Genomic DNA, 13,463 nt, shown 5'->3' with positions numbered 1-13,463 from the left:
CTGTCTACGCCAAACTGGCCCCGTGGCGAAAAGTGAAGAGGAGCTGCCGCGCCGCTTCCGGTGCTCGGGCCTGGCGGCCCTGCGCTCCGGGTCGGCTTGCCACCGGATACGCGGGTTGCTGTGGTCTGCTGTACAGCAGGGAAGTACAGCAACGCCGCCTCACACGGCCTGATCGTCCCGTACGGCGTCACGCGGTTGAGCAGCAGCGCCGGCTCTCGACCACGGCCCTCCGCTTGACTCGTAATGAAGTGCTCAGTGGCGGCCGTGACGATCGCTGAGTTCGGTTCACCCATAGGTGGCCAGGGTGGTTGACTGCCGCGCCGCCCCGGTGCTCGGATTGAGGGTCTGCGCTCTGGGCCGGCTTGCCACCGGAACGTCCGGGTGGCTCGCCGTATCGGGGTATTAGATCGAGTCGTTGCTGTAGCAGAGGTACGGCGCTCCTATCGGGCGTGCTCGTCTTGGGATAGACCTGCTGGAGGTCCTCCGGTCCGATGAAGGAAGCAGGCCGGTGGAGGCGGCTTCCCAAGTTGGTAGCAGATTGCCAACCAAAGTGCGAGACTGGCCAAGAGAGCTGATAAGTACGGCTCGATTGGGTTCGCTTAGGACTGTACTTCGCTGCCAGTGCAATGGAGGCGTACGTGGACGTAGAACGACTCAAAACTTCCGGCGCACGGTCTATGGTCGTCGCACTGAATTGTTGGTACAGCAACTATGACGACATGGCCGTCATGAATGCCGGTATTGGGTGTGAGCATCTTCTCAAGGCATATCTAGTCAACTATCACCCATTGCTTATATCGGACGCACGAGATCTTTCTCTTCGGTTTCATGCAATTGGTCGAGAGGATGCTGCTCTAACGCCATTAAGTCAGGCTCGTACAATAAGTGCCGACCAATCATTCAAGCAGGCAGCTGCGCTTATGAATAATCGAATGCCAATCAGTGCGAGGGACTTCGAGCTTATTCTTGCGGCAAGAAACGGTGTGGCTCACTCGGCTTTCCATGATGAGTCTCGAACTGCAGAGACCCTTGACTTCGCTATCAAGGTCGCAGATGCCATTCGTATCGAACTTCAAGTAGAAGAAGGTGAATTCTGGGGCAGTTATGTATCCTGAGGGCCGATCTAGAAGCTCAGCGAGAGTCCTTGATGCATGTACGGGAACGTGTCGAGAGTGAAAAGTTTAGCCGACTGCAGATGTATATAGAAGCTTCTGAGAAGCGAAATATATCTCCTGCGCTCAGAGCCGAACAGCATGGAGACGGGCGACAGAAATCGTCTGTTGAGCATATGGTTGAGATGAAGCTCCGCTATGCTCGCAAAATCTATGAAGCGAGGTGGCGAAAAAGAAAGCCGTTATCCCTGAAGGATGTAGATATCTGCCGCAAAGGGGACCTTTGGGATGCGCAAGGATGGGAGCGCCTCTCTCCGGGGATAGCTTCATCTGGAGAATGCATAAAATGTCCGGCGTGTGGATACTCCAATGGTGAAATCTTTGGCCATGTCGAAACGAAGCCTTGCGATTGTGAACATCCGGGAAAATTCAGCTGTCCGCACTTGCGAGGTATGAAGATAGTGAGTCGTGCGACACAGTATCACTGCGAAGCCTGCAGTTTGGAGACGCAAAACGTAGATGAATTGCAAATCATGGGGATTGACGTACAGCCAAACGAAATATTGATGGCTCCGCTACCGCTAACGTTGGGTGAGAGCTATGGCGAGCGGGATCCCGGATGAAGTAGGAATCCTAGTAAATTGCGTAGGCAGCGCCATCCTTGCTGAACGCCTGGCATCAGTCGATGCTTGGCGATCGGTCGCCGGAAATCCCGTCATTGGGCTTGCCGCCGGATGAACGCCTGATCTTGCGGTGGTGGTGCTGTACGGCAGCAGAGGAAAGCAACGTCGCCGCATACGAGCATGCACCATCAGTCAGCGTCTGTCGGCGGACGAGGATGAAGGCTCCTCAACGTTAATACTGGTCCTTTTGCAAGTAGGCGCTCATGTGACACCAGTGCAAGGCGCGCAAGCCGATCAGGTGGCGCCAGCGGCGGGCCTGCTTGCGGGGGCCAGGGAGGAATATGGCTGTAGTGACAACGATGCCCCCGTCTGCCTCCCTATGAAGGGTATCCTCACGTCAGCCGTCATTGAGGGGAGCCACTTCTTCTCGCAGACGCTCGATGTATCCGGATAAGTTCGAGGTGATCTTACCTAGCACGAGTGGAGTATACGCGGCGATGTCCCGCAATGTGGAGCTGGTCTCCAGTGGCCGACCAGGAAGCTTGCCTCCGTGATACTGGTAGAGGTAATTAATAACCTCATGCTTATGGTCGTAGGCCTGGAACGGATCTACGTCTGCGTAGTCGTGTACGTCGGTCAGATGCACGAACTTGTTTCCGAATCCATACACGGCGGAGATCCAGTTGTTGTCACCGATAGCGACGTCGATCATGCGTCGATCAGTGATACGGCCTCGCTCATCCTTAAATCCGTTGCCGGTTACACACGATGCCAAGATACGGTCCCGCACATCCGGGTTGTGCAGTAGGTATCTGACGCGGATCATAGAGTCGAGTTCCATGCGCAGCACGCTGCCGGCAATCGCCCACTAGCCCCGTTCCAGGGCGACATCCATGGCTTGATGATGTTCCTGCGAACGTGCCTTGACCGTCCTGCGGAAGGTGTTGAAGTCCTCGGCTGCCGTCACAAGGGAATGCTACGGGCAAAAGCCGACGTCCCGCGCCCGTCGTAGGGCCCCGAGGGAAATGCGATCAGCCACTGCTTCTGCGGCGCGGAAGGGCAGTGGGTGCCAGGCGGGAGAACGAAGGGCGGTGATAGAGAGGTTCTATGGAGAACTGGGCCACCTGCGCCTGATGGAAACCTAAAGCCAGCCAGACGTGACCCAGTCGATGAGGCGCGGTGTTCCGTCGCTGTTCCGTGGGAGCGCCGAAAGTAGCGAGAAGCGATGCGAGACGGTCATAGGCTCAGTCCCTGCTCAGCGGCGTGATCGGGTTGTTTCCCCAGATGGACGTAGCCAGTGTCGGAGATCACCCAGATCTACGAGGGCACCAACCAGATCCAGCGCATGGTCATGGCTCGGCAGTTGCTCAAGTAGGCGTTGACATGCTGAAACTCGGCTCTCCTGGGGATGGGCCGGGTCCGCTGAAACGCTGGCTGATCTTCGGGGTCCGCCTGTTCCGTGATCTTGAGCTTCTTTGTTCGTCAGGACTACTGCCTTGCTAACGCAGCGTTCTTGGAGGGCTCTGGGGCAGCCCCGGTGTTCGTCCGTGCCGAGGCCAGCAGAGTGGGCCGAATCAGTACGTGTACGGCTAGCCAGAGCAGAGTGTCGAGTTCTGGCTATTCGAACCCCAGGACGGATCGCCTACGACGCTTGCGGCCGAGGGGATGTCGCATGCCGATCGACGGTCGGGTTCATGGTCAAGCGACCCGTACAGAGTGAGGGCCGACGCTGATCGTCACGTCGACGTGGCCACCGAGAGCAGCTGCGTAGGTGCGGATGGTCTCGAGCTCCATCGAGTCCAGATCACCGTTCTCGATCTGAGAGACGCGTGCGTGTGAGATCCCAAGAGCAGCCGCCACCTCGGATTGCGTCTTGCCGACAGACTTGCGCAGTTCCTTCAGATGGTGGCCGGCGATGTAGGCATCCAGTTGCGCGTCGGCGACAGCCTGCCGCTGCGGGTCGGCCAGTTCGGGGTACAACCGGTGCGCTTCCGCCTTGACCTCACGCCAGTTGCGTCCTGGGCTCATCGCTTGTCCTCCCTCTTCGTCTCAGCCAACTCCGGCGAAGACCCGGTCACCGGCGGACCTCCCGGGGCGCGATCACGGTGGCCAGGCCGTCGAGCAGGCGTTCGAGGCCGAAGGTGAACAGTGATTCCAGGTCAAGCTCCGCCCCCGGCTCCGTGACCTGGGCGATCAGCGGCCCGTCCACGGACAGCTTGGCCTTGCCCCACTGCTTGCTGGTCATCCCCGTGTCCAGCTCGGCGACGGCCTCGCTCTCGATGTTGATCGCCGTCCCGCGCACATAGTTGACCACCGTGGCGTAGATGTGCAGCCGGGTGTCCGGGTCCAGGTCGAGGCCATCGAGAGCGCGCAGGGTCCACAGCCCGTACGCCATCTGCCCCGGCAGCGTCACCGGCCGGGTGATGGACACCAGCCGCGGCAACCAGGGATGACGCTGGTAGGCCGCCCACTGCAGCCGCGCGGCCACCCGCAGGCGGGAACGCCATCCCGGCGGCGGCTCCGGATACTCGATCTCGGCGAAGGCGGCATCGGCGATCAGCTGGGTGAGCTCGGCCTTGGCCTCGAGGTGCCGGTAGAGGGCCATGGTGGCGACCCCGAGCTTGGCCGCTACCGCCCGCATGGACAACGCGGCCAAGCCGTCGGCGTCGGCGATCTCCATGGCCACGCGGACGACGCGGTCACGTTCGAGACCTCCGGCCGAACGCGAGGGCAGTCTCCGGGCGGCGACCACGGCGCCGACCCGGGACTTGGACTCGATGGCGCCCGCCTGCTTGAGCACGGCCAGCGCCTTGCTGGCCGTCGCCATGGCGACGCCCCACTCGCGCATGATCACTCTGGTGGTGGGGACGGGATCGCCAGGCCGCAGCTCACCGTCGGCGATGCGCCGTTCAAGGTCGGCGACGATCCGGAGGTACGGCGGTTGCGGATCGTTCACAACGGCCATGCTGCCACGCCTCAGCGGTCAGGCAGCCAGTTGCCGTGCAGGCCGAGCGGCACTCTGACCGGGAGGTGGACGCGCGCGACGGGCTCACCGGTGAAGTCCTGGGCCGAGAGGATCACCAGGTCGCTCGCGTTCCGGAGGGGATTGTGCACGTACGTGAGCAGATACCCCTCGTCCTCCCCTTCCCCCGCGACGGCGAACACCGCCTCCCCGACCGCCTCATCCTTGCCGAACCCGTGCACCTCGGTCGTCCCTCGTTCCAGGTCATGCTTGACCAGGGCGTTGGTGAAGGCGTCGTCCGGCGGCATGCCCTCGGGCGCGAACGGGATCCCGTACAGGGCGGTCGCGGCGGAATAGCCATATCGGTACGGGCGGGTGGTGCGCGCCTCGTTCAGCCGGGGGAAGTCCTGCGGCCGGTCGTCGACGCGCCGCTGGTGGATCTTGTCCGGCGCGATCGTCCAGCGGTCCAGTGTGGGCCGGATCGCCCCGGGGTCGGCGGGATCGAACGGGCCCTCGGCCGTGACCAGGTCGACCACGATCGAGTCACCGTCGTCGTAGGCGTTGAGCGTGTGGCTGACGTGGATCGGGTCGATGTCCAGCCAGCGTACGTCGCCGCCCGTCCGCGGCATGACGCCCACCCGCGTCGGGTGCTCCGGCAGCCACCGGCAGTCGAACCCGTCGAAGCCCAGCGGCGTGTCCCACAACACCACGTGGTTCTCGGTGAGCGCGAAGTCGTGCATGAACGGTGTCCGCGTCATGGGGATGCCGGTGGTCTGGATGACGGTCCCCCCGGCGTCGGTCACGATGTACTGAACGAAGTCGCGGCCCACCATGTACGACAGCGAATGCAGCTCGCCGGTGAGCGGGTCGTGCTTGGAGTGCGCCCCCGCCGTGAACCCCTCCGCGGTCCCTCCCAGCTCGCACACGCCCACGGTATTCAGCTCCTCGTCCACTTCGGCGGGCGGCAGACCGCCTTCCGCCAGGGCGAAGGTGCGCTGGGCGTGCTCGATAACGTGCACCATGGGCGCGAAACCCGCTGTTCGCACGAAACGGTTGCGGTACCACTCGGCCCGGCCGTCACGCAGCCGCACCCCATGCACCATGCCCTGGCCCATGCCCCAGATGTGCACAACGGGGTCTTCAACGCCCAGCGGGTTGGGTCCGTTACGCAGGTAGCGGCCGTTGAGTTCGGCCGGGATCCGCCCGGTGACAGGCAGGTCGTAGGCGGTGACTTCTTCAGCGACGGGCGCGAAATGCCCTTCCAGATACTTCATGTGGACACCGTACGCAGGAGAAGGACTGATCCCACGACAGCAGCCGAAAATGCCATCCTGTGCACTAGTGCAACATCACGAGCCCACTCGAAAAGGGCGCTCGCGGCATCGCGGTTACGAAGAGGGGGCGGAATGACTCCGATGTCCCGAAGCGGTGTCCGCGGTGACCCCTTGGGAATGGTGTGGTCTTTGGCTGTCGCGACCGGGTTGCCGCAGGCCGGCGATCACGCCCGCCGTGACGAGCAGGGCGCCGATGACGTCGGCGGGGCCTGCATGGCCGAGGCCGAGCGCGACGGTGGTGAGCAGGGCGCCGACCGGGACGAGGCCGGCGAACAGGCCCGCGCGGTCGGCGCCGAGGCGGCGCAGTGCGTCGTACCACAGGAAGAAGGCGGCCGCGGTGACGATCGCGCCGAGGTAGCCGAAGGCAGCCGCTTGGCTGAGGGTGGGCAGCCGCAGGGAGGCGGTGCCGTCCAGGGCGAGGCCCGTGGCCAGCAGCATGGGTACGGCCAGAGCGGCGGGATAGGCGGCGACCCTCAGGGGCCCGAGTTTTGGCAACAAGGGGATGGCGAGCAGGGAGAAGGCCACCTCGCAGGCGAGCGCTCCCAGGGACAGCAGCAGGCCCTGCAGGCTACCCGAGCCGAGGCCGGCGGCGACGGCTGCGCCGAGTGCGACCACGATCGCGGCGCCGACGGTGCGGGGGGCAGGGCGGCGGCGTTCCAGTAAGGGCCCGACGAGGGCCAGGATGAGGGGGACGGCGCCGACCACGGTGGCGATCATGGCGGGGCCGGCATGCCGGGTGGCTTCGACGAGGAAGAGGTTGAACCCGGCCAGGCCGGTGGCGGCCAGTGCGATCAGGAGCAGGATGTCCCGTGCGGTCAGGCGGACGCGGGGCAGGCGCTGGTAGCCGACGACGGCGAGCAGGATCGCCGCGGCAAGCGCATACCGCAGGGCCTGTCCCGTGAAGATCGGGTAGTCGGCGATGGTGGCGGAGACCGCGGTCGAGGTGCCGACAAGCAGCATCGCCGAGGCCGCGCCGACGGTGGCGGAGGATGTCATGCGGCGTGCTCCCGCACCGTCGAGGTGGCGGACGAGGGGCCTAGGACCTTGCGGGTGACGCGTTCGGCGATGGCGGCGACCAGGGTGCGGGGGCGGCGGGGCGTCAGGTGTGCGGCCAGGGCGTTGCCGAGTCCGGGGGCGACGTAGCCGCGGTCGCGCTCCAGCGCGCGCAAGGCAGCGCGGACGACGGGCTCCGGGGTGGTCATGGAGCCGGTGACGGCCGCCCGGCGGGTGCCGATGGTGTCGAAGAAGGCGGTCTCGACCGGGCCGGGGCACAAGGTGAGCACGCGGATGCCGCGCCGGCGATACTCCTGACGCAGGGCGAGGCCGAAGTTCAGCACGAATGCCTTGGCCGCGCCGTAGACGGCGAAGTACGGGGAAGGCTGGAAGGCGGCGTTGGAGGCGACGTTGACCACCGAGCCGCGGCCGCGCTCCAGCATGGCGGGCAGCAGCTCATGGGTGAGGTCGACGAGCGCGACGACATTGACCATCAGCTGGTCGTGGTCGCGGGCTGTGGGTATCTCCTCGAAGTGGCCGCACGTACCGAAGCCGGCGTTGTTGACCAGCAGATCGACGCTCAGAGCGCGGGCGGCCAGCTCGTCGGCGACGCGGCGGGCCGCGTCCGGCTCGGCGAGGTCCTGGACCAGCACATGGGCACGGACGCCATGCTCGGCGATCAGGCGCTGGGCGAGGGCGGTAAGCCGGTCGCGGGAGCGGGCCACCAGGATCACGTCGTGCCCCTGGGCGGCGAGCTGCGCGGCGAACTCCGCGCCGAGGCCTGACGACGCTCCGGTGATGAGGGCGGTGCTGTGCACGGGTTCTCCTTCAGTCGAGAGCAACTGGAAGGAGAACGTATCAGTTATCTGCTGATATGCAACAGCCTTGATGCAGATTAGATTCAGATCGCATCGAGGGTGTAGTGTTTTTCTGGATAGATGGTCTAACGGGAGACGTGATGGGTGAGACGGCAGCACGACCGTTGCGGGCGGACGCGGAGCGCAGCGTGCGCGCGATCCTGGAGGCGGCCGAGCAGGTGCTCGCGGAAGATCCCGGCGCATCCATGGAGCAGATCGCCGCAGCCGCGGGAGTAGCCCGCACGACGATCCACCGGCGCTTCGCCAATCGACAGGCGCTGATCGAGGCGCTGGCCTCCTCCGCAGCCCGCCAACTCGCCCAAGCGGTGGACGACGGCAGGCCGGACACCGCGCCGCCGCTGGTGGCGATGCACCGGATCACGGCCAACGTGCTCCAGGTCAAGGGCGCCTGGGCGTTCGCCTTGGAGCTGCCGGCAGAGCCGGGCAGCGAGGCCGCCGTCCTGCAGCAGGACATTGCCGGCCGTTGCACCGCGGTGCTGCAGCGGGCCCAGGCCGACAAGCTCATCGACGAAGCAGCCGACCTCGACTGGGTGCGCCGGGTCTACTACGCGCTCATCGGGGAGTCCCTGCACGGCAACACGGACGGCACCGACCCGGACACCCTCGCCGCCCGCATCATCGACTCCCTGCTGCACGGCGCCGGCCCGCGCGCCTGAGCCGGGAGCTCTGCAACACATCGACTGTCCGGAATCACCGCGACGCCTCAGGCCGGTTCTATCTACGCGTAAATGGGACAGCGTAGGCAGGCGGTTGGCCGTTCATCAGCTCGGTCAGGTCCTCATCAGAGAGGGCAAGCTCGAAGGCGTTGCCCGCTTGTCGCGGATTCCAGCCATGACCGAGCGCCATGCTTATGGTCGCCGTCACGAGGGCCGGCCGTATGGCCATCGCCCGTTCTCCTAACCACGCGTCCGGCCGTGAACAGGGAAGCGACACCAGAAGGACACGACCCGACGCGCCGACCAGTTCCACCGCGAACGTCATCGGGCGCCAGCTGTTCCCCTGGCAATACGTGGGCTTACGACGGACGCGCCAGCGGAATACGGTGCCATCGACGGTGATGAGCCGCGAACCCTTCTTCGGGATCGCCATGAGCAACCTCCTGCCCTGTTCCCGTCACTGTTCCGTGGGACGGCCAAGAAGCAGCGAGAAACGACGAGAGCCAGTCGAAACAGTAACCCTTGTCCATGGTCCTGATCGACAGGTTTCCGCAGGTGGCTGCCCAGGGGCACCGGAGATCACCTAGGTCTACGAGGGCACCAACCAGATCCCGCGTATGGTCATGGCCCGCCAGCTGTTGAAGTGCGGAAACCCGGCACTTTCTGTGAGGTGGGCCGGGTTCGCCGAAACGCCGGCTGATCTTCGGTATGCGCCTGCTCGTCACTGCTCCGTGATCTTTACAGGGCGGCCCAGGGGTGTCAGCATCACGCGGCATGAATGTCGATGACTTCTGGGGCCTGATCGAGCGTTCTGGGCGCGAGACCGACACGAGGAGAACGCGTGTCTCGTGGTTGGTGGACGAACTCTCTCGCCGTCCGGTCGAAGAGATCATCGACTATTACATCTGGTGGACGACCACTCAGAATCGCGGCTGCACCATCGATCTGTACGCGGCGTACTGGTTCGTGTTCCGCATGGGCTCGCTGGATGGCTTCGAGTACTTCGTGAACTGGCTCGTCAGCCTGGGACGTGAGACGTTCGAGGCTGTCACTGACTGCCCTGATCGGCTGATCGAGCTGCCTCAGGTCTTCCACCTGCTGGAACTGGAGGAGACGTATGCCAACTCCGCCAAGCGCCGGCCACAGGATCCGGAGCAGATGAGGGAGGAGCGACCTGAGTTCGATCCACTGGGTCACGTGGCCTACCACGCCTACGAGAAGGTGACCGGGCAGGATCCGGACGGGCTCGCCGAAGCCGCGAATGCTCGCGGCGTTTCACGCGGTTTCCCACTGATTCCGGTGCTCGGCAGCGTTCCCCATGGAGAACAGTGGGATTTCGACGATGACCAAGAATTGGCTCACAGGCTTCCGCGGATAGCCCGCTACCGGGATCGGTGAAGATCCCGGAAATGTGACACCACTACGCCGATGCAACGGCCGCATGCGGCCGACAGAAACGCTGGGCTGGGCTTCAGCCACCCGTTGCCCGTCTGGTGGTTGCACGGCAGGATCCTGTCCCGAGCGGTCTTCGCTCCGCTCGGGCGTTCTTCCTGCGGCGTGCCTTCGGCCCGCACAAAGGTCTTCGCATGGGGGCAGTTCGCGCACAGGACCTCAGGCGCTTTCCTTGAGGCGCCTGCTGTGCAGCCCCCGCGCCTACGGAACCACGGGTCGTCGGAGCCCCCCTATGCGGCCTCCGTGTCATAAGCCGGCTCGACTGGGATGGTGGCGACCTCGACCGCCACGCCGTACTGCCGCATGAGTGTGTCGGCGAGGTTCACGAGCGCCACCTGCGCGAACGGGTAGAGCGAGTCGGAGGTCAGTTCTTTGCCCTTGAGGAGGATCGCCAGCGTGACCTTCTTCGGTCTGAAGTCCTCCGGCACCGTGAGCCGGCCGCCGCTGAGCTCCGAGACCTTGGCGTTGAACTTGGCCCGCGCCGCCGGCTCCTCGTACAGGGCCTGGGTGGAGATGAGTGCCTGGTTGAACTGATGTCCCAGCGGTTCGGAGCTGGCGGCCGCCTTGACGTGGACCAGAGTGTGCTGGTCGGTGATCCCATCACAGGCCTCCAGGCCCCTGCCTCTGCGGTGCTGGGGCGTCTGGAAGAGGTGCCGGTCGAGGCAGACGTACGTGGCCGGGCCGAAGTGGCGCTGCATCCGCTTGTTGTAGTCCTCCTCAGTCTCTTTCGGATGCCACGGCAACATGGCGAGCTCTGGCTGCTCCACGATCAGCTCGCGCAATCGGCGCGTGATCGAATCCAGATAGACAGTGCCGCATTCGTACCACTCACCGTCACTGAGCTGGTAGATACGCGGCCCGATCGACACTGTGGCCTCGATCCAACGGATCGCCGAGGTGCGGCCGATCGACTGCGTGCCTTCGCCGTCGGAGCACATCTCGATGCGACCCTCCCGAAGTGCGGCGACGGGGGTACGACGGTACTGGACCTTGCAGCGCCACCGCAGGTCAGCCAGGTCAAGCTCCTCCCTGACAACGGCCGCGCTGCCGACTTTGATGAGGTAGGAGCGACAGTCATGGCGACGCTCGCCGAGATCCGCCGGGATGACAAGTTGTAGCCGGATGTCGCCGTTCTCTCGTAGTCCTTCGTCCAGCAGTGCGTCCAGTCGCTCGCACAGCTCCTCGTCGGCCACTGGTTGGATGGCCTCAAGCAGCTCGAACTCGGGACGCACCTGGCGGTCGCGGATCTCGTTGAGGCGCCGCAGCAGTGCCAGGAACCTCCCCTGCTCCAGCGGGATCGGAAGTCGAAGCCCGTCTCCGCCTTCGACGGAAATCGACTCACGGTGGTTGAGGCCCAGATCAGAGGCCTTGATCAGGCCGCCGAGCCTCTTAACCAGCTCGGTGTAGCCGCGCACACCGACGACGCCGATAGGAATGCCCCCCGGGGCTATCGTCGAGTCCTGGCGGGAGAGGCCGCCGATCGTCCGGCGGACGACATCTTGGACCTGGCCCGGGTCGACGGTGCGTAGCGCGCAGCGAAGGCCGAAGCCGCGCTCCTTGATACCGGAGATGGATAGATAGCCCTGGCCGAAGCCAAGTGCGTAGACGTGACCGTCGACGGCGATGACGAGTACTGCCTCCGCTTCCTGCTTGAGAAGGGCAAGGGGCAGACCCGTGAGCCTGGACAGTCTCGGACACCAGTCAGGCTCCGTAGTGGGCCGCTGGCTGTAGTAGAGAAGCGCCGGCGCGCCGGCAATCTCCAACGCGTCGAAATCGACGCCCGGCCCGGTCAGACGACTGGAAGTAGTGGCGTCGAACATGCCCTCCATGGTCGGCCTGACGCCGCTGAGCCGGTAGACGGTGGCCCTCAATATGGTGGACGACATGGCGTTCCTCCAGGGGGAGCAGAGGCGGCTAAACCGCCTCCGGTATTTGCGTACATCCACTACGACTGAAAGCGCCGTCATTTTGTTCGCCACTTTTTTGAAGTCAGCTTAAGGGTGATATCATCCGAATTTATAGGACTTCATCCGCTAAGGCTATTGGCGGCGGTGTCGTGCTATTGACTTAGTGCACATTGCCGCAACTGATATCGATGCCAAGCCTCTTGCGGCGTGACAGAGGTCCACGCGTGACCAATTCGAACCGCGGTAGCGAGTGCCTGTGGAAGGTGCGGCAGAGCCTGGCTCATCCCGGCTCTGTGGAAACGCTGAGGAAACAGATTTCTGTCTAGAACTGGGGCTTCACATCGGAGCTTTGGCTTTGCAGGAGGAGTGCTTCATGGTTTCGCGTCGATCTGCAGGCGCGCGCGCCGTCTCGGCGGCATGCGCGGCATTGGCTCTCAGCGTGTCCGCGCCCGCCATCGCCACGACTGACAACACCTCCGTCAAGGTCGGGGACGTGCAGAAGGCGATGGAGGCCTTGGTGAAGACAGGCCACGTGGTGGGCGCCATCGGCGAGGTGTACGTGAACGGCAAGCGAGCCGGGAAGGGATCGGCCGGATCCCGGCTGCTCGACGGCGCGGGCGGCGCGATCCCCTCCACCGCCCGCTACCGGATCGGCTCACAGACCAAGAACATGACCGCCACCGCGGCCCTGCAACTCGTGCGGAGCGGCAAGCTGAAGCTGGACGACAAGCTCGGCAAGGTGCTCCCTGAGGTGGCGGAGCAGGATCTGGTCGAACGGGCCGACGAGATCACGGTAGGCAACCTGATCCAGCTCACCTCGGGCATCCCCGACTTCCTCACGCCCGGCATCCAGGCGCTCGACCCGACGATCACGTATCGCCCCGTCGATCTGCTGGCCGCCTCCCGCAAGCAGCAACGGCCGTCGGAGATCGGGACCTTCAACTACTCCAACACCAACTACATCCTGCTCGGCATGATCATCGAGAAGGTGACCGGGCATTCGCTGGCGGCCGAGCTCAAGCGGCGGATCTTCACCCCGCTGGGCATGCGGGACACCTACCTGCCGGTCAAGGCCGCCGAGGGGATCAAGGGCCCGCATGGGCACGGCTACCTGCTGGATGAGACGGGCGCGCTGATCGATGTCGACAAGCTCAACGCCACTACCCTGCTGGGCGCCGGCGGCGTGATCTCCACCGCGCGCGATGTCAGCGCCTTCCAGCGCGCGTTCGTTCAGGGCAAGCTGCTGCCGGACTCCCTGCGCAAAGTGATCACCGACCCGGTGCCCGGCGCGCCGTCGCCGCCGCAGGGCGGGCCGTGCGCGGGCAACCCCAGCTTCCAGCCACGCGGCGGCAGCGCCCCCGGCTTCGTCGCCACGACCTACACCTCGCAGGACGGGAAGCTGCAGTTCGCGGTTTCCGTGACGGTGGCCATGGACGATGCCGAGCGCGGCGCTGTGGCGCGGCGACTCGACCACGCCCTCATCTCGCTGTTCTGCCCGGCATCTGCCTCATAGCACCAGCGTGTAAGCCTGGGCGCCGCGACGCCG

Annotated in this window: 12 protein-coding genes; 4 read left to right on the top strand and 8 right to left on the bottom strand. The window is 64.6% G+C overall.

The genetic code is table 11. The features are described 5' to 3' along the window. Nucleotides 1–638 precede the first annotated feature (638 nt). Nucleotides 639–1,115: a hypothetical protein gene (locus tag ACWD0F_RS02230; RefSeq protein WP_449871937.1), complete on the top strand. Its 477-nt coding sequence runs from the start codon at nucleotides 639–641 to the stop codon at nucleotides 1,113–1,115. 1,017 nt (nucleotides 1,116–2,132) lie between these two features. Here the strand turns inward: ACWD0F_RS02230 and ACWD0F_RS02225 are convergent. The 6 genes from ACWD0F_RS02225 to ACWD0F_RS02200 all read right to left on the bottom strand — a co-directional run bounded on the left by ACWD0F_RS02225 (nucleotide 2,133) and on the right by ACWD0F_RS02200 (nucleotide 7,842). Then, a complete protein-coding gene (locus ACWD0F_RS02225; RefSeq protein ID WP_449871935.1) occupies nucleotides 2,133–2,576 on the bottom strand; it encodes a hypothetical protein in 444 nt (147 codons plus the stop codon). Nucleotides 2,577–3,433: 857 nt separating this feature from the next. Beyond that, a complete protein-coding gene (locus ACWD0F_RS02220; RefSeq protein WP_449871933.1) occupies nucleotides 3,434–3,763 on the bottom strand; it encodes a helix-turn-helix domain-containing protein in 330 nt (109 codons plus the stop codon). Nucleotides 3,764–3,809: 46 nt separating this feature from the next. Next, nucleotides 3,810–4,700, bottom strand: a complete 891-nt coding sequence (locus tag ACWD0F_RS02215) for a GntR family transcriptional regulator (protein ID WP_449871931.1) — start codon at nucleotides 4,698–4,700, stop codon at nucleotides 3,810–3,812. A gap of 11 nt (nucleotides 4,701–4,711) precedes the next feature. Next, nucleotides 4,712–5,971: a carotenoid oxygenase family protein gene (locus tag ACWD0F_RS02210; protein ID WP_449871929.1), complete on the bottom strand. Its 1,260-nt coding sequence runs from the start codon at nucleotides 5,969–5,971 to the stop codon at nucleotides 4,712–4,714. 114 nt (nucleotides 5,972–6,085) lie between these two features. Next, the gene (locus ACWD0F_RS02205; protein ID WP_449871927.1) at nucleotides 6,086–7,027 is read right to left on the bottom strand and encodes a DMT family transporter; all 942 of its coding nucleotides are present in this window, start codon (nucleotides 7,025–7,027) and stop codon (nucleotides 6,086–6,088) included. Further along, a complete protein-coding gene (locus tag ACWD0F_RS02200) occupies nucleotides 7,024–7,842 on the bottom strand; it encodes an SDR family NAD(P)-dependent oxidoreductase (RefSeq protein WP_449871925.1) in 819 nt (272 codons plus the stop codon). The genes ACWD0F_RS02205 and ACWD0F_RS02200 overlap by 4 nt, the downstream gene beginning before the upstream one ends. A 140-nt stretch (nucleotides 7,843–7,982) precedes the next feature. Here ACWD0F_RS02200 and ACWD0F_RS02195 point away from each other — a divergent pair, with 140 nt between their 5' ends. Next, on the top strand, nucleotides 7,983–8,558 hold the full coding sequence (locus ACWD0F_RS02195) for a TetR/AcrR family transcriptional regulator (RefSeq protein ID WP_449871923.1): 576 nt from the start codon (nucleotides 7,983–7,985) through the stop codon (nucleotides 8,556–8,558). Nucleotides 8,559–8,616: 58 nt separating this feature from the next. Here ACWD0F_RS02195 and ACWD0F_RS02190 read toward each other — a convergent pair whose 3' ends face one another. Further along, entirely contained in the window at nucleotides 8,617–8,991 is a 375-nt protein-coding gene (locus ACWD0F_RS02190) for a hypothetical protein (RefSeq protein ID WP_449871921.1), read from the bottom strand. A gap of 341 nt (nucleotides 8,992–9,332) precedes the next feature. Here ACWD0F_RS02190 and ACWD0F_RS02185 point away from each other — a divergent pair, with 341 nt between their 5' ends. Beyond that, nucleotides 9,333–9,956 (top strand): DUF4240 domain-containing protein, encoded by a 624-nt coding sequence (locus ACWD0F_RS02185; protein ID WP_449871919.1) that lies wholly within the window; start codon nucleotides 9,333–9,335, stop codon nucleotides 9,954–9,956. 284 nt (nucleotides 9,957–10,240) lie between these two features. Here ACWD0F_RS02185 and ACWD0F_RS02180 read toward each other — a convergent pair whose 3' ends face one another. Further along, complete coding sequence (locus tag ACWD0F_RS02180) at nucleotides 10,241–11,896, bottom strand: DUF6119 family protein (RefSeq protein WP_449871917.1); 1,656 nt, start codon at nucleotides 11,894–11,896, stop codon at nucleotides 10,241–10,243. Nucleotides 11,897–12,356: 460 nt separating this feature from the next. Here ACWD0F_RS02180 and ACWD0F_RS02175 point away from each other — a divergent pair, with 460 nt between their 5' ends. After that, nucleotides 12,357–13,430: a serine hydrolase domain-containing protein gene (locus ACWD0F_RS02175; RefSeq protein ID WP_449871915.1), complete on the top strand. Its 1,074-nt coding sequence runs from the start codon at nucleotides 12,357–12,359 to the stop codon at nucleotides 13,428–13,430. Nucleotides 13,431–13,463: the final 33 nt, after the last annotated feature.

The sequence above is a fragment of the Nonomuraea sp. NPDC002799 genome, assembly GCF_053592075.1.
Note: the sequence above shows the minus strand (reverse complement) of the source record. Positions and strands in the feature narration are given on the sequence as shown.